Source organism: Halostagnicola sp. A-GB9-2 (assembly GCF_030068615.1).
Lineage (GTDB): Archaea > Halobacteriota > Halobacteria > Halobacteriales > Natrialbaceae > Halostagnicola.
In genome coordinates, this window is the sequence record NZ_JASJOC010000004.1 from 154,487 (window position 1) to 170,529 (window position 16,043).

Genomic DNA, 16,043 nt, shown 5'->3' on the forward strand with positions numbered 1-16,043 from the left:
ATGTCAAAGCGCGTCTCAGCTGAACTTCTGGACGGTCACGTCGAGCGTATCGAGATCGACGATCGGCGCGTATCCGGCGTCGGGATCAATGTTGACGCTCTTTTGAAAATCCGTCTGTGACTGCCAGCAACCCGAATTGATCGCGAGGACGTTGTGATACTTGCCGAAGCCGAGTTTGTGAACGTGACCGGTGTGGAAAATATCCGGGACGTCTTCGATGATCAGATAATCCTCCTTTTCGGGGGCGAGTCTCGTATGGCCGCCGAACTGCGGCGCGACGTGGCGCTTTTTGAGGAGGTGATACATCGCTTTGTGCGGCTCGTCGTAGTTCGCCTTCTCCTCGGGAAGTTCGGCGATGACTTCGTCGAGGCTGACACCGTGGTACATCAGGACTGAAACGCCCTCGAGCGTGACCGTCGAGGGATTGCTCACGATCCTGGGATCGTGTGCCGACATGATATTCCGGAGGTTCTCGTCGAAACCGGGTTGCGGTTCCGCGAGCCGAACCGCGTCGTGGTTCCCCGGAATCATGACGATATCGAGGTCGCCCGGAACCTGTTTGAGGTACTCGTTGAACACTTCGTACTGCTCGTAGATATCGACGACATCGAGTTCCTCGTCCTGATCGGGATAGACGCCGACGCCCTCGACCATGTCTCCGGCGATTAGGAGGTACTCGACGTGTTGGGCCTCTTCCGTGTGAAGCCAGTCGGCAAATCGATTCCACGCATCGTGCATGAACTCCTGGCTCCCCACGTGAACGTCGCTGATGAGCGCCGCCTGAACGTGGCGATCCGCGGTAGATGGTTCGTACGTGCGCGGAACGTCCGGAAACGACATCGAATCGACGAACGCGATCCCCGAATCGTCCGCCAGCGTCCCCTCCATCGCCAACACCTCGTCACAGAGGAGTTCCTCGACGAGATCGGCGTACTCCCTGTCTTTCATCACCAGCCACGGAAACGTCCCGGTCGCGTCCTCGAGTTCGACCAACCAGTGGCCGCTCGCGGTCGAACGAATATCGTTGACGAGACCGACCATCGCCGCCTCGCTTCCGCCGGGCATACTCTGAATCGCGGAGGCGGGCCGGTGATTGAACCGACCCCGGAGTTTCGATCCCAGTCGCTCGAGGCGATCCCGAAAAACGGCGACGAAGTCCTTATACTCGCCCGTACCGGTACTCTCTCCGGTCATGTCGTTTGCGATCTCGAGCGATCGTTCGGAAACGTCGCCCGACCGTTCTATCCGGTCGGGAGACCCCTCCGTTTCAACTGGAGACCTCCCGCCACGAGGCGAGGAGTCGGGATTCGAATTTCCAGTTGAAGCTGAGGGGTGTTGCCGGTCGGGCTGATCCGTGTCGACGGTATCGGACGTAGCGAATTCCGATGCGGAATCGGACGACGCGGTTCCTGGTGATGAGTTATTCGAGGGGGGGTCCGACGTCGAACCGGCCGAAGAGGATTGCGAGTCCTCGAGGACCGATCGAACGTGATCCGAACGGACGACCAGCGTCCCCTCAGGTAACTCGTCGACGACGCGCTCGAGCGTTGGCTGTGGTCGTTCTGCGGCCGCAATGAGCGTCACAGCTTCGCGTTCTGCGTTGTACCCGCGGGTGGTCAACTCGCTGACGATCCGAGCGGGGCCCTCGAGTGGCACACAATTCGCATTCGCGAGCGGTGAGAAAAGGATGACGAATCGGTCGTTGAACGGAGTTGATGTGGAGGGGAAAGTTGATGCACGGTCCTCACAAAGTGAAATTCAATGGGCGATGGTGACGGCAGCGATGCGTACGACGACCGAGACCAAACCGGTTCGTCGTCCGACTCAGATGAGACCGATCGACAGCCGGGTGAAAATATTGAAGCGGGTACCGCCGAAGACGCTCGAACCGATCACGAGGACGATTCTGCATCCGACCGGAAAACGTCCGGACCGCAGTACGAATCCGAGCCTTCCGAACGCCGTTCAGCGCGCGATTCGACGCTGTCCTCGAGCGGTCGGGATGGATCGAATCCTCGAGACGAGTCTGAAAACCAGGTGACGATCGAGAATGATGGGATCGTCCGCTGGTTTCTCAAGACGGACGACGGAACCGTCCTGATCGTCAGGGACGTTCTGACGAGTGTCGCGATCGTCGCCATCATCGGACTCATTCTGTTCGGTATCAGTGGTATCTGGCCACCGCTAGTCGCCGTCGAGAGCGGAAGCATGGATCCGAACATGAAGGAAGGAGATCTTGTCTTCGTCGTCGACGACGATCGATTCGTGGGTGACAATCCGGTCGACGGAACCGGCGTCGTCACGCTCGAGAACGGGCAGGAAAGCGGACACGACAAGTTCGGAATGCACGGCGACGTCGTCGTGTTCCAACCGGGTGGAAGCGCGACCGAAACACCGGTGATACACAGGGCGCACTTCTGGGTCGACGAAGGCGACGACTGGGTCGCACAGGCGGATCCGGATATCATCGGCGAAGACGTAACCTGCGATGACGTTCAAACATGTCCGGCAGAACACGAGGGGTTCATCACGAAAGGTGACAACAACGCCGGCTACGATCAGCAGGCAAATGCCGGAACGCGATCGGACAGCATCGTCCACCCCGAATGGGTCACCGGAAAAGCCTCCTTCCGGATTCCGTGGCTCGGCAACATCCGTCTGCTGTTCGACGACTACCTGCTGGGAATTGCGAGCGGGTCGTCACCGATTACACCTGAAGCGGTCGGTGCAGTTTCGATCGGCGCGAGCGGGGCAGGAGGTGCCGTTGCAATCGCCGGAAGACGGCAGTTCGAGCGTTACTAACTCGCCTTCCCTCGCCGTCCAGTCTCCGAGTCGGTTCGCGCGTCAGAACGAATTATCTCTCGAATCGGGCTTGATATTTCTCGGGTCGGTCTTGATATTTCTCGAGTCAGTCTTGAGTCGGGGACCGTACCTCCGTTCGAGTGCCGACAACTCGAGATAGTGGTCGGTAATCCACGGCGTGAAACCGCGGGGCGGGTGGCCCGTGGAACTCTTGTTGCTCACTATAAACAGCTCGAACAAAAAGACAACACACCGATTAGGCAGTTCGAACGGCTTAGTTCTCGAATCTGGCCTGTACAAACGGTTGAATGTCGTCAATGTCGCTTAGCCTTGAGTCCGAGAGCAAGACGGCCTCCGTCTCTTCGAGTGGAACCGAGAGACTGATCTCTTTCGTCCGGCCGTATCGCCCCTTTGAGACGACGACGGCGTTGACGATTCCGAGCATATCGAGCTCGCTGATGAGATCGGTGACGCGCCGCTGGGTGAGAACGTCGGCGTCGATCTCCTCACAGAGACGCTTGTAAATGTTGAACACTTCCCCCGTATTGATGCTTTGGACGCCGTTTTTTTCGAGGGAGATAATCGAGAAGAGGACGAGTTTGCTCTGGGTCGGGAGTGTTCGGACGACTTCGACGACACGATCGAGTTCGATCTTGTCCTGTGCTTGCCGGACGTGTTCCTCAACGATGGTTTCGGACTGGGAGCGCTCGGCGAGCTCGCCAGCAGTCCGAAGGAGATCGAGCGCGCGCCGTGCGTCCCCGTGTTCCTGCGCGGCGAAGGCCGCACAGAGCGGGATCACGTCACCCGACAGCGCACCGCCCTTGAACGCGACCTCCGATCGGTGCTGAAGGATGTCGCGTAACTGATTCGCGTCGTAGGGAGGAAACACGATCTCCTCTTCGCCAAGGCTCGACTTCACGCGCGGGTCCAGAAAGTCGGTGAACTTCAGGTCGTTCGAAATCCCGATGATCGAGACGCGCGAGTTCTCGAGTTCGGAATTCATTCGCGAAAGATTATAGAGCGTATCGTCGCCGCTTTTCTCGACGAGTTTGTCAATTTCGTCGAGCATGATGACGACGACCCGCTCGGAGTAATCGACCGCGTCGAAGAAGACGCTGTACACGCGATCTGTCGGCCACCCTGTCATCGGAACCTCCTCGAAGGACTCTTTGTCCTCCTCGAGCTCCGCTATTCGATCCTCGATTGCCTTGATTGAATCGAACGGGGTCGACTCGAGCGGGTGTGAAGAAGGTTCGACTGCGGACGACGTCGTATCGTCGCCGTCCGATGACCCCTTCGTTTCGACTGGAGAACCACCCGAAGTGAGATCGATATCTGAGTCAGCGGTGTCCGAGTTTGGAGCGCCAGGCGTCTCAGAATGTGAGTCTGTCGTCGAAGGATTGGAACCAGTCGCGTCTGAGTGCGAGCCAGAAGAATCCGAACGGGAGCCAGAAGAATCCGGACGGGTGTCTTGTGCGTGTGGGCTCGTCTCGTCCCCTGAAGAGCCAACGGAATCCGAATCGGAGCTTTCTACGGGGGTAATACTAGTCTGGTCGACAGCGGTGTCGGTCTCAGGATTCTTCGAAGAACGATTTCCTGACGAGTCACCGTTCGCCGATGACCCCGACTTGGTCGTCGGCTTTTCCTCGTCGTTCGACCGGCCCTCCGTAAGTTGTTTCCAGTTCGAGGCTGTCGCGGAATCTTGCTCGCGATCGAGACTCGAGGTTCGCTCGTTCGTCGCGTCGAACTCCTCGACCGAATCAACGAGTGATCGAAGTTCCTCGAGTCGGGTGTCGATTCGACGTTCGTTCTCTTCGATAAACTTGTTCGCGAGCTGTGCAAGTACTCGATACTGCGTGTCGGTTACTTCGCAGTTAATGTACTCAACATCGCACGGAACGCTGTATTTCGTCGATGTACTCTCGAGTTCCTTACTAACGAACTTGGCACTCGCAGTTTTCCCGGTACCGGTCTTCCCGTAGATGAGAATGTTCGAGGGCGTTTCACCACGAAGTGCGGCGACGAGAATCGTCGCCATTTTGTTGATCTGGTCGCTTCGATGGGGAAGCTCGTGGGGGGTGTACGACGGTCGAAGAACCTCCTTGTTTTCGAAGATCGGTTCACCGCTCAACAGGTCGTCGAACAGCCCTTGATTCGGCTCTTCGTCGCCGAGATCGGAGCCTTTCAGTTCCGTGGAGAACCCGTCTGGGCCTCCCAGTTCGACGTCCCGATCCGAATCCGTCATATCCAATTCATCGTCAGACATTCGTCGTTCGTACACCCCATCATTTCGAGTGGAAAGTAACCCGAGCGCGATCTATTGTGCCTCGTACAGCCCTGAAAGAACCCATTCAAGCGTACGAGTTCGCGATCGGATTCCAGTTGATGCAAACGAACCAAAGGAACACCTAGATATTAAATTCTTCCCTTCGGATCCCTATAACTGTCATTATATCTATAGTATATGCATGAATAATAGATATGGAGTGAGGATATGGAGCGGAATAAGTCGCCAGAATCGGGGATGGGTGGACCAAATCAACATCGGTGATCAGAGCGGAGTAGCTGAAAGTTCCGCACGAATGTAACGACTTGTGATTTGGGTGTAACTACAATTGGCCGTGGTCCGATCCCTGTAGCGAGTTCATCCGCCGTAGTAACTCCACAGAGAGAAATAATTACAGAGAGAAAGATCAGGAAGGACCAGAAGGCCGGAGAGTGTGAACGAAAGGAGTGTGTGGGATGATAGCAGGATTTGTCGTTGACCCCCCACCCCTTTGTTTCGAGTGGAGAGCGTTACGAGAGGGGTGGGGGAGGGGAGGATTCTAGAACGGGAAGTTTTATGTCTATGGTCAGGAAACAGTATCCGCAGAACTAGCAAAAGCATTGTTTTACTAGAGTTAGATTAAGTAATCCTAGTCATTACTAGAATTGCCCCTCTATAGCCGTTCACTTACTAGAGCCGTTCAAACCCCTTGTATACCCTCGAGACGTCTTCTACCACTCTTTTCTGACTTCTCTCGTCTCTTTTCCCGCAAAATCCCTCCAAACCGAAATTCATCGACCCCCCTCTTTTCGCCATCTCCACTCGAAACAAAGGGGTGGGGGAATGGCCCGTGTATACTAGTATGGTTCTAGTACGCACAATTGACCCTGACACTCGAGAGAAACAATTATGCTCGGTTCACTCTCTATCCTCCGTTTTCGTGGTTTCGCAATTGTGACTCTCCCAAAACTTCTGCTCGACGGCTATTGATCCTGATCTCAGTTACCTCTCTTTCGACTGGGTACTCTTGCTTACCGGGTCAACTGTACTTTCCGCCACTTCATCTGTACTCTCTACCCATTGTCTGTAGCTCCCATCCACGATCTTCAGTTGCTACTCATTATCTTCAGTTGCTACTCATTATCTGTACTCCACTTCCACAGTCAGTGTCGTCTCACCCATTCATACAACGCCTATCCATTCACCCTATTGACATTCTTTTTTGTTGAATAGTAAATACGTCTGACGTAGGCTTAAGTGAGTACAGTTCCGTAGTACGCGCAGATGCACCCATATGGTGCTGGAGGCCCCCTAGGATGGGACTGTTAAAAGGACTTAAAGATAGTATCTCTCGCGCTACGGATCGGCTGTTTTCCGAACAGGAGCCAAAGCGGATTGGAATCTACGGGCCGCCGAACGCCGGGAAAACGACGTTAGCGAATCGCATCGCTCGAGACTGGACAGGTGACGCAATCGGGACGGAAAGTCACATTCCACACGAAACGCGGCGCGCGCGAAGAAAAGAAGGCGTGGAAATCGAGCGCAACGGAAAGTCAGTCACCATCGATATCGTTGACACTCCCGGTGTCACGACCAAAGTGGACTACGAAGAGTTCACCGGCGAGATGGAAGAAGACGACGCGATCCGTCGCTCGCGAGAAGCGACGGAAGGTGTCGCCGAAGCCATGCACTGGCTTCGCGAAGATGTCGACGGGGTCATTTACGTGCTCGACAGTGCCGAAGACCCGATCACGCAGGTCAACACGATGTTAATCGGGATCATCGAATCGCGCGACCTTCCCGTCCTCATCTTCGCCAACAAGATCGATCTGGACGATGCGAGTGTCAAGCGTATCGAGGATGCGTTCCCACAGCACAAGACCGTCCCGTTGTCGGCGAAAGAAGGCGACAACATGGACGAAGTATACGAAAACATCGCGGAGTACTTCGGGTGACCTGAGATGCCGAAAGCAACGAACGCAGACGATGGAGATGGACCGGAGAGCCCCGACGGTGTGCAGATCGATCTCATCAGCGGCGAACGAATGGAGGGGATGGCGAGCATGGAGAAGATCCGAATGATTCTCGACGGCGTTCACGACGGCAACATCGTGATTCTCGAGGAAGGTCTCTCGCCCGACGAGGAGAGTCGCCTCATCGAGGTGACGATGGCCGAAATCAGCCCCGACGAGTTCAACGGTATCGAGATTGAAACCTATCCAAAGTCGAGTACGGGTAACTCGTCGATCCTCGGTCGTATTATGGGTAACAACGAGTCGACGAAGAAACTCACCGTTATCGGTCCGGCAAACCAGATCGAGACACTTCACAAGGACGAAACGCTCATCAGCGCGCTCGTCAGCCGTAACTAATGCCACATCAGTGTACGAACTGCGGCCGCACGTTTCCCGACGGCTCGAAAGAAATGCTCTCTGGCTGTCCAAACTGTGGCGGCAACAAGTTCCAGTTTGCCCCCTCGTCGACGGCTCGAGGAGACGCATCTGGTGTCAAGCCGGACGACTCGAGTACACCTCCTGATCCGCCGTCGAAAGAGTCGGCCGATAGCGTCGCCGCTCGAGCGGCCGAAACGGTTCGTGATTTCGTGTCCACTGATACGAATCCTGCTGACAGATCTGAAAGTGCCGGCGACGTCTCAGAACAGTCAGAGACCGGTCCGGAGACCCCTCAAAACGGTACTGAACCACAGTCTACGCCCAGTACCGAATCACAGCCAACCACCGCCGAGAACTCGTCCACCCAGGACACTGGAGGTTCGCCAACTCAGAACGCTGAAAATTCGCCAACTCAGGGCGCTGGAAGTTCGTCCGCTACGCGCGACGAAACAGATCACGGTGATGGCTTCGAAGAGCCGGTTCAGAACAGAGTTTCCGACTGGACGACTGCGAGCGATAGCGACAACGTTCCGTCCTCGAGCGGTGAGTTTCCGGAGTGGCCGGACTCCGCTCGACCGCCCGAGGACCGATCCACCGCGGATTCTGATCTCGAGGGTAACGATTCGACCGATTCAACTGTTACTACAGGCCGGAACGAGCGCCGATCCTCCGCACCGAACGACACCCCATCCGGAGAATCTCTCTCCTCGTCCACGTCCTCAAAATCTAATCGCAAAACTGCGGGTTCGGCCACCGATAGGACCGGTTCCAGACAAGCCGAATCCGAACCGGCAAATCCCGAACCAACCGATTCCGAACCGATCGATTCCGAACCAACCGATCCCAAACGTCCCGAATCCGAAGGGACCGATTCAGTTCGTGCCGAACCCGACCGAACTGGTACCGAACGAGCCGAAACCGAACTTACCGAGAGCGAGGATACCGCACAGGCAAGCGCCAGAAGCGATGTCGTTCAATCGGACGAACTCCCTGATTCGACATCGCCAATCGAGGATGCGACCGCACCGGATCACGGTCGCGTTGTGAGCGAACCGACGGGGGAACAACCCTCGCTCGAGGATCTCCGGGCGGAACTCAACGAGCAGTTCGAGAGTATCAAAATTCTCAAACCGGGCCAGTACGAGCTGAATTTGATGGAACTGTACAACCGCGAAGAGTACATCATCTCACTTCAGGAAGATGGCCGATACGTCATCGATGTCCCGGATTCGTGGCGAGACGGTAACGAAGAGTAGGAATGCCTTTGGTCGCGGTTCCAGTCGAAACGGTGGGGGTTCGTTCGACTGATTTTCCTCTCATTTCCGTTCGATAGGATCTATATCCACAGTCTCCTCCACTGGGGAACATTTCAACTCGAGAGTTCGCGTGTTCGTCTGAGTTCCGGTGGTCGAACGTTTTTCCGGTGGTCGAACGTTTCTGGCGAATTCACTGGAGAAAGATGGATTTAAGCAACGTGACCGAGACAACTCCTGTATGAGTACTGCAACCAAGATCGTTCTCACCACGGTCACCGTGTCGGCCCTGCTGTCGATCCTGCTGGTCTTTCAGACCGTCTTCGTCTGATGTTCGAGGATCGTTCCCTCTCAAGACCGGTCGAAGACGTTCGAGATGAATATGCACCAGACACCCTCGTTTTCGATTGCAACCAGGATTTCGAAACGCTTCCACCAGCGCAAGCTGAGGATCTCGGGCTCGTCGTCGATTCGCTCGAGCCGGCGACTTATCCCGCGTCGTGGCTTCCCGATGATGCCCCGACGCTATTGAGTCGGTATGCAGGCGGCGAGTTCACCATCGGAATGCCGGGAGACGGAAGCATCGCCTGGACTCGACAGACCGATCCGCCGGTCGTCCTCGTCAAGCCTCGAGTCGGGGGCTCTCCGGACGAATTCATTGATTTCTTGCTCGCAGAGGCGCTCGTCGAACTCTCTCTGGGGATTCCGGAGCACTTCCTGGGATTCTTTGAGGAGCGGTATCCCGAACTGGCAGCTGCGACGCCGCTCGACCCGAACTCGACATACCAGATCGCAGCGGCGCTGTTCGACGGCTGGACGGGACTGCAAACCCGCCAAGAGTTCGCCGACTGGCACGGCGACCACCCTGAACTCGCCGAGGCGTGGCAAGACGCTGGCTCGAGTCTCGAGGAACGAGTGGGCGAACTCCCACGGGCGGTTGCGCGCGGGGAAACGGACTTCGCCGATGCGACGGAACTCGCATGTGCCGCCATCAAACACGCAATCGAACTCCCAGCGCCGTTCGGTGCACTCGAAACGGAGGCCTACCGAGATCACGGTCCCGAGTACGGGATTCAGTGGGTTAAAAAGACGTTCGACGCACTCGAGGACGAACCGTAATAAAGCGCTTGAGGACGAACCGTAACAAAGCACTCAAGAACGAACCGCAGCTGACGCGATCAATCTGAGTATACGAACCGATACGTTACGCTCGAGTTAGAACTCCGTCGCGACGGTTCCATCCTCGTCAAGATCGATCACGCCGTCGAAGAGTTCGCGGAACTCGTCGACGATGTCGTCGTCGTGGACTTCCTCGGAGAGGTGAAAGAGCCCGATCGCATCGTATTCTTCGAGTATCCCGAGAATCTTTTTGACGGCCTCGAGGGCGGATTCGTCGTCGGCGTAGTAAGCGAGTTCCGTGACCGAATCGAAGCTGATCCGGAGTTTGCCGTCGTGTGCATCGAGAAAGCCGTCAATGTGCTCGAGGATTCCGTCGATGTTGTCCGGTGCGCTCACGTAATGGACGGTATCGCTCGAGCGGCGTGAGTAGCCGCGTTCGATGCTCAGCGTGTCGAGTATCTCGGCGGATTCCTCGTCGACGTCGTAGTACTCGAGTTTTTGTCTCACCTCTCGAGCGGTGGTTCGAGTTGAAACGACGAGGAAGTGGTCGGTATCCGTTTTGAAGAATTCCGTATCGATGCGGTCGGTTTCGCCTGTGCTTGGATGGAGAAGAAGTATTCCAGTTCCACCTGGTACCGTTTCCGGGGTGTCATCGATCTCGAGCGAGTACTCCATATTGAGGATATCAACTTTCGGGATCGACTTAAGCGTGCGGATGTCTCGAGATAGAGCCCCCTACGACGGTGGGTCATCTGCCATCTCTGCCGTTATGATGTACCTTTGATATGATCTCTCCTCAGATTCGCTTCATACTCTGGCTCAGATCGTTTGTGGGGCGACTCTCGATCTATCTGATTCAACCGTTATCCTGACCGTTTCAACTGATGTCTCCGCCTTCCTGCCGGAGCAAGATCACCATTGAGAGTCCTGAGATGAGGATCAAAAGGAGGGCCGGAACGGCCGCGTATCGGTAGGCGATCGCGTCCTGTGCATCCCAGACGATAGAGACCAGCGTATCCATTCCGACGGGTTGGAGCATCAACGTTACCGGTAACTCCTTCATTGTCGTCAGGAAGACGAGGATTCCACCGGCGATCACGCCGGGCATAATGAACGGCAATGTGACGCGCCGGAAGGTCTCGAGTGGGCCGGCGTTGAGCGTCCGAGCGGCCTCGATGGTCTTTTCGTCGACCTGGAGGACGGACGATCGAACGGTCCCGACCGCCTGTGGCAGGAAGCGGACGACGTACGCGAACACGAGCAACCAGACTCCTTGCCTGTAAAATGAGGGTAATGTTCTGGTTCCCAAGAACACCAGTGCGAGTCCGATAACGACGCCAGGAACGGCGAATCCGATGTAGGTTGCTCGCTCGAGAATCCGCGAGACGAGCGAGTTGGCCCGACCGGAGTAGTAGGCTACGGGGAGTGCGAACAAGCAGGCGACCAGTGCGGCCAACAGGGCGAGATAGATCGAATTGAACGCGTACCCCCACTCGAACTCGAGTGACGGGATCGGATCGCCCTGACTGCGGATGAGCCAGTTCGTGAAAATGGCGACGGGGACGACGAGGGTGACGATTCCGATCGTCGAAACGAAGCCCATCGCCGGCCACTTCCAGTGGCCGAGTCGCATCTTGCTACCCTGCCCCGGACCCCCGGCGGCGTCTTCGTCTTGCCCGATGCCAGCCTCGATGACCAGAACGATGGCAACGATCGCGACCAGTTGCAACGCGAGTAACGCGGCGTATTCGACGGCAAAATTACTGAACTCCCAGTAGATCGAACTCGTGAAGACGTTCGCTTGCATGAACGCCGGCGTCCCGAAGTCGGATATCGCGTAGAGACCGGCGAGCAATGCGCCGGCGGCGATTCCCGGTCGTATCTGGGGTAATGTAACGCGGCGGAACGCTTCGAACGGCCCAGCGTTGAGCGTCCGAGCGGCGTCGACGATCGAGCTATCCATCGACAATAACGCGGCTCGAGTCGTCAGGAAAACGTAGGGGTACGTATACAGCGTGATAATAAATACCGCTCCGGAAAGTCCGTCAACGGGCGGAAGCGTCATTCCGAACACTGAGTCGACTTCCCCGCCGGAGCCGAACATGCCGGTAAACGCGATCGCGCCGATATAGCTCGGGATAACGAGTGGCAGTGCGGCGACGATGGTCCAGAAGTGGGGGTACGGAAGGTCAGTCCGAGTCGTCAGAACGGCGAGCGGAACGCCGAGTAGAATCGAAAACAGGGTGACCAGGGCCATCAGTCCGACGCTGTTTGCCGTCACCCACGCCGTTTGCGAGGAGACGATGAGCCCATAGGCTCGTGACGGCTCGACCGTCGTCGCCTGCCAGACCAGCCAGAACATCGGTGAGACGACGAGGAATGCAACGATGGCACTCGCCGTTCCTAGCGCGACCATCGAACGGTCGGTCTCACCGAGACGCTCGAGAATCGGCTCGAGTCGACGTGAAAAATCGAAATAGTTCGTGAGTGATTTCATTATGGACGTCTGATCTGTTCGCTGAGGGGCCGCGACTCTCACTCGTTCGTTTGAGCTAGGTCTACCTAAATGCCCCGAAGCGTCCCGAGGTGGACAGCTAAACGGATTCAAAATTCAATAAATCGTGAGGATCAACAAACTGTGAGAACATAGAAAGAATGAGGTTTCGGTGGGAGAGGAGGAATGAGGTTTCGGTAGAAGAGAAATAATGAGGTCTCGGCGAAGGGGAAGAATGGGGTTCCGATGGAAGGGGAAGAATGGGGTTCCGGTGGAAAGTAAGGTTCCAGTAGGTGAGGTTCCAGTAGAGAGTGGTCTTAGACCGTCATTCCCTCTTCTTCGAGGAGGTCGCCTGCTTCTTGGAGGTCCATGTCGAACTCGCTGAGGTCGAACTCCGGCGGGTTGATCTCCTCGAGGTTTGGGAGGTCGCCGACGTACTCGACCCCTTCGACGACGGGGTACTCTCCGTTCGCTTCCATCATGAATTCCTGTCCTTCGGCGGCGATGAGGTGGCGGATGAACTCTGCCACGAGTTCGGGGTCGCCGACGTTGTTCGTCGCGGCGACGCCTGCGACGCTGAACAGACAGCCGGCGTCTTCTTCGGTAAACGTCGCTCTGATCGGTGCGTCGGGATCTTCGTTGAGAATACGTGCGGCGTAGTAGCTGTTTCCGAGGCCGACGATCGGATCGTCGTCACCGCCAGTGTTGACAGCCTCGGCTTGATCGGATCCGCCCGAGAAGAGCTGGATGTCCTGATCTTCGACCATTGCCCGAACCCACTCACGGGTTTCATCTTCGCCTTTGCGTTCGACCATCGCCTGAATAAAGCCTCGGAAGGTCCCCGAGTTAGGCCGTGTCGAGATGATCCCTTCGAACCGATCGTCGGTCGCGAACTCCATAATGTCGGTCGGGAAGTCGTCTTCGTCGCCGTCCCAGCGTTCGCTGTTGTACTGAATCGAGCGCACGCGACCGGTCACGCCGGTCCAGTACCCGTTCGGGTCGCGGTAGCTTTCGGGAACGGCCTCGACGATGTCCTCCGGAAGCTCTTGTACAGCGCCTTCTCGCTCGAGTTCGCCGAGCGCGCCGGGATCCTGCGAATACATCAGGTCCGCTCCCGCAGCGTCGCCTTCTTGAATGAGCTGATTCACGTGCACGTCGTTATCGTCGTAATCGACGTTGACAGTGAGATCGTCGTATTCGTCTTCGAGGGCCTCGAACACCGGATGGATCTGGTCGCGTGTTCGGCCGGAGTAGATGTCGATTTCCCCCTCGAGGTCGCCGAGGTCGTCCCATTCGATGGCAGTTGAGTCGACGGACTCCGATAGCGGTTCGGATTCCGCGATCGGGGTTGCGTCGTCATCGTCTCCGAGACATCCTGCGAGGCCTGCAACGCCGGCTGCTGAGATGCCTGTAATGGCGAGGAATCGTCGTCGTCCAGTCGGCGTTCGAGTCGATCGGTTGCTGTTGCGTTCTTGCATATTTAGATTTAGGCTGACCTAAAACACTAATACCTTCCGATTGTGTTTCGGAGAAATGAGGGAGAGGTGGGACAGCTATCGCTATAAGCCGGTCTCAACCCGATGCCCAGGGGTTTCGGCCAGCCTAAACCTCTCTGTCTCTACTAATTTAGGCTATCCTAAAAAGTGTATCGGTCATGCGAACGCGTTTTGTCTCCCGCGGCACAATAGCGCCCACATGAGCGTTCGCGAGGAGTTCGACGAGTGGGCGACGGACGGTCGTGATAAAGGGATGGAGGATCGCCACTGGCACACCGCAAAGCACGCGCTTGCGAGAATGCCGGTCGAAGCCGGCGACACCGTCCTCGACCTCGGTTGCGGAAGCGGGTACGCGGGTCGGGCGATCCGCGACACCAACGACGCGGGCCGCATCTACGGACTCGACGGCTCGCCGGAGATGGCCCGCAACGCCGCGGACTACACGGACGATTCACAGGTCGGCTACGTCGTCGGCGACTTCGGCTCGCTGCCGTTCGCGACCGACTCGATCGATCACGTCTGGTCGATGGAAGCATTTTATTACGCGGCGGACCCCCACGAGACCCTCGAGGAGATCGCCCGGGTCCTCACACCCGGCGGGACCTTCTACTGTGCGGTCAACTATTACGAGGAGAACGTTCACTCTCACGAGTGGCAGGAGTTCATCTCCGTCGAGATGACACGGTGGGACCGCGAGCAGTACCGAACTGCCTTTCGAGACGCGGGCCTTCACGTCGCCGAACAGGACAACATACCCGACCGCGAGACCACGATCCCGCACGAAGCCGAATTCCCGACGGATGACTGGGAGACGCGCGAGGAGATGGTCGAACGCTATCGGGAGTATGGAACCCTCCTCACTGTCGGCGTCTCGCCCTGATCGGCCCAGTGCCGTCGTTTTTCAGCTCGTGGGCGGCGAGAATGCCGACCAGTTCCGAACCCCCTAATTTCCACTCGAGACCGATTGAAAACCCCTCACATCCCCCGGTTACGGCTCGTTGCTTTCCTCTCACTTCGATCGCGCTCGAGTTGAAACCGTCCTCTTTTCGAGAGGACACCGTTCTCGAAACTTGAATCTCCCGTTTCGGATGCGCTATTGCTCGAACCGTTCGCCCGCTGGAACCGTTACTTCGAGCCAGTTCTCTTCCGGCGGTAGCGGGCAGTCAAAGGTCTCACTGTAGGCACAGAACGGCGTATACGCGAGATTCAGATCCAGGACGATGTCGTCGCCATCCACCACATCTCTCTCCGGCGAGAGTTCCATGTACCGACCGCCCGTGTAGGTCTGCTGTCCGGTTGTTTTGTCCCGAAACGGAATAAATAGGGGTTCCTCTTCGGGCCGCTCCATCTGATACGCCGCCAGTTCGTAGGTCCCATCGGCTAGCTCCGGATCCGCTCGCTCGAGGTCGAACGAGAGCGTCACGACTCGGAGGTATCTGACCTCTCGACCCGTGGTCGTATCCATCGTGACGGGTTCGGGATCGTCGTGGACGGTGACGGTCGCGTCCACGCGGTAGTCCGAGTCCGGCTCGAAGTACTCGAGGCCGGAAAACTCCTCGCGCTCTTCCGGGGGGATCGGCGACTGCGGATGGTCGGCGAAGAACTCGTCTTTTTCGGCGCGTTTTTCCTCGAGCTCCGAGCGCCAGGTCTCGACGTCGAACGAATCGCTCATGGCGATCGTAGTGGCCGAGCACTCGAGTGGGTTGTGGTTTCGGAGCGCATCTACACGATCGATTCGATCACGGACACCGAAATTCGGTTGCACGAGGACTACTGATCGAGGTGGTCAGTGACGGGGTGGCTAATAATGGGTAGCCAGTGATGCGATGGTATGGTGGAGCGCTATTCGGTGATCGTGAGGATCCCGTTGTTCACGGAAACCTCGCTCGCGTCGGCCGGCAGTTCGAATTCGAACTGCTCGCCGTCGGTGACGACGATTGCCGTGCCGTCGATCACGTCGACCGTGATGTCGCTGGCAGCAGCGCCGAAATCGACCACGATAACACCGCTGTCGTCGTAGTTGTAGGTCCGAACGGTGGCTCCGTGTCGGTCGACGTCTCGTAGTTGTTTCGGGACTCTCATACCTTCCTTAGGTGACCAACACGTGTAAGCCCCACGCTGGCAGTATCAATATAAAATTCTTCCCGAGAGTTCATCGTGTACGCCCGACTATATTCAACATTCCTCGAGTCGAATTTCGGCCGGCTTGCGGTCGAACCG

13 protein-coding genes are annotated in these 16,043 nt (G+C 57.0%); 6 read left to right on the forward strand and 7 right to left on the reverse strand.

Features of this window, described 5'->3' with window-relative positions:
- Positions 1 to 15: 15 nt before the first annotated feature.
- Complete coding sequence (locus tag QNM96_RS11875; protein ID WP_283836586.1) at positions 16 to 1,656, reverse strand: DNA-directed DNA polymerase II small subunit; 1,641 nt, start codon at positions 1,654 to 1,656, stop codon at positions 16 to 18.
- 105 nt (positions 1,657 to 1,761) lie between these two features.
- Here QNM96_RS11875 and QNM96_RS11880 point away from each other — a divergent pair, with 105 nt between their 5' ends.
- Entirely contained in the window at positions 1,762 to 2,802 is a 1,041-nt protein-coding gene (locus QNM96_RS11880; protein ID WP_283836587.1) for a S26 family signal peptidase, read from the forward strand.
- 274 nt (positions 2,803 to 3,076) lie between these two features.
- On the opposite strand, the gene QNM96_RS11885 is transcribed toward QNM96_RS11880, so the two are convergent.
- Entirely contained in the window at positions 3,077 to 5,068 is a 1,992-nt protein-coding gene (locus QNM96_RS11885; RefSeq protein WP_283836588.1) for an AAA family ATPase, read from the reverse strand.
- 1,316 nt (positions 5,069 to 6,384) lie between these two features.
- Between QNM96_RS11885 and QNM96_RS11890 the strand changes: the two genes are divergently transcribed.
- From QNM96_RS11890 to QNM96_RS11905, 4 genes are all read left to right on the forward strand, one after another.
- Positions 6,385 to 7,023 (forward strand): GTP-binding protein, encoded by a 639-nt coding sequence (locus QNM96_RS11890; protein ID WP_283836589.1) that lies wholly within the window; start codon positions 6,385 to 6,387, stop codon positions 7,021 to 7,023.
- 6 nt (positions 7,024 to 7,029) lie between these two features.
- Positions 7,030 to 7,440 carry a DUF2073 domain-containing protein gene (locus QNM96_RS11895; RefSeq protein WP_283836590.1) on the forward strand — a complete coding sequence of 137 codons (411 nt, stop codon included), beginning with the start codon at positions 7,030 to 7,032 and terminating at the stop codon, positions 7,438 to 7,440.
- Positions 7,440 to 8,717: a Zn-ribbon containing protein gene (locus QNM96_RS11900; protein WP_283836591.1), complete on the forward strand. Its 1,278-nt coding sequence runs from the start codon at positions 7,440 to 7,442 to the stop codon at positions 8,715 to 8,717. The genes QNM96_RS11895 and QNM96_RS11900 overlap by 1 nt, the downstream gene beginning before the upstream one ends.
- Before the next feature lie 327 nt (positions 8,718 to 9,044).
- The gene (locus tag QNM96_RS11905; RefSeq protein ID WP_283836592.1) at positions 9,045 to 9,833 is read left to right on the forward strand and encodes a hypothetical protein; all 789 of its coding nucleotides are present in this window, start codon (positions 9,045 to 9,047) and stop codon (positions 9,831 to 9,833) included.
- A gap of 96 nt (positions 9,834 to 9,929) precedes the next feature.
- On the opposite strand, the gene QNM96_RS11910 is transcribed toward QNM96_RS11905, so the two are convergent.
- From QNM96_RS11910 to QNM96_RS11920, 3 genes are all read right to left on the reverse strand, one after another.
- Positions 9,930 to 10,508: a hypothetical protein gene (locus QNM96_RS11910; RefSeq protein ID WP_283836594.1), complete on the reverse strand. Its 579-nt coding sequence runs from the start codon at positions 10,506 to 10,508 to the stop codon at positions 9,930 to 9,932.
- Between the two features lie 202 nt (positions 10,509 to 10,710).
- A complete protein-coding gene (locus QNM96_RS11915; RefSeq protein WP_283836595.1) occupies positions 10,711 to 12,330 on the reverse strand; it encodes an iron ABC transporter permease in 1,620 nt (539 codons plus the stop codon).
- Between the two features lie 314 nt (positions 12,331 to 12,644).
- Entirely contained in the window at positions 12,645 to 13,805 is a 1,161-nt protein-coding gene (locus tag QNM96_RS11920; RefSeq protein WP_283836596.1) for an extracellular solute-binding protein, read from the reverse strand.
- Positions 13,806 to 14,022: 217 nt separating this feature from the next.
- Here QNM96_RS11920 and QNM96_RS11925 point away from each other — a divergent pair, with 217 nt between their 5' ends.
- Positions 14,023 to 14,703 carry a class I SAM-dependent methyltransferase gene (locus tag QNM96_RS11925; RefSeq protein WP_283836598.1) on the forward strand — a complete coding sequence of 227 codons (681 nt, stop codon included), beginning with the start codon at positions 14,023 to 14,025 and terminating at the stop codon, positions 14,701 to 14,703.
- Between the two features lie 213 nt (positions 14,704 to 14,916).
- Here QNM96_RS11925 and QNM96_RS11930 read toward each other — a convergent pair whose 3' ends face one another.
- Both QNM96_RS11930 and QNM96_RS11935 read right to left on the reverse strand, forming a co-directional pair.
- A complete protein-coding gene (locus tag QNM96_RS11930; RefSeq protein WP_283836600.1) occupies positions 14,917 to 15,495 on the reverse strand; it encodes a DUF1684 domain-containing protein in 579 nt (192 codons plus the stop codon).
- Between the two features lie 170 nt (positions 15,496 to 15,665).
- Entirely contained in the window at positions 15,666 to 15,905 is a 240-nt protein-coding gene (locus QNM96_RS11935; protein WP_283836602.1) for a hypothetical protein, read from the reverse strand.
- Positions 15,906 to 16,043: the final 138 nt, after the last annotated feature.

Bases quoted from the DNA above. Each gene is read 5' to 3' on its own strand.
- QNM96_RS11900 (WP_283836591.1), top strand. From the start codon at position 7,440: ATGCCACATCAGTGTACGAACTGCGGCCGCACGTTTCCCGACGGCTCG.
- QNM96_RS11895 (WP_283836590.1), top strand. From the start codon at position 7,030: ATGCCGAAAGCAACGAACGCAGACGATGGAGATGGACCGGAGAGCCCC.
- QNM96_RS11885 (WP_283836588.1), bottom strand. From the start codon at position 5,068: ATGTCTGACGATGAATTGGATATGACGGATTCGGATCGGGACGTCGAA.
- QNM96_RS11910 (WP_283836594.1), bottom strand. From the start codon at position 10,508: ATGGAGTACTCGCTCGAGATCGATGACACCCCGGAAACGGTACCAGGT.
- QNM96_RS11935 (WP_283836602.1), bottom strand. From the start codon at position 15,905: ATGAGAGTCCCGAAACAACTACGAGACGTCGACCGACACGGAGCCACC.
- QNM96_RS11930 (WP_283836600.1), bottom strand. From the start codon at position 15,495: ATGAGCGATTCGTTCGACGTCGAGACCTGGCGCTCGGAGCTCGAGGAA.
- QNM96_RS11880 (WP_283836587.1), top strand. From the start codon at position 1,762: ATGGGCGATGGTGACGGCAGCGATGCGTACGACGACCGAGACCAAACC.
- QNM96_RS11905 (WP_283836592.1), top strand. From the start codon at position 9,045: ATGTTCGAGGATCGTTCCCTCTCAAGACCGGTCGAAGACGTTCGAGAT.
- QNM96_RS11890 (WP_283836589.1), top strand. From the start codon at position 6,385: ATGGGACTGTTAAAAGGACTTAAAGATAGTATCTCTCGCGCTACGGAT.
- QNM96_RS11915 (WP_283836595.1), bottom strand. From the start codon at position 12,330: ATGAAATCACTCACGAACTATTTCGATTTTTCACGTCGACTCGAGCCG.
- QNM96_RS11925 (WP_283836598.1), top strand. From the start codon at position 14,023: ATGAGCGTTCGCGAGGAGTTCGACGAGTGGGCGACGGACGGTCGTGAT.
- QNM96_RS11920 (WP_283836596.1), bottom strand. From the start codon at position 13,805: ATGCAAGAACGCAACAGCAACCGATCGACTCGAACGCCGACTGGACGA.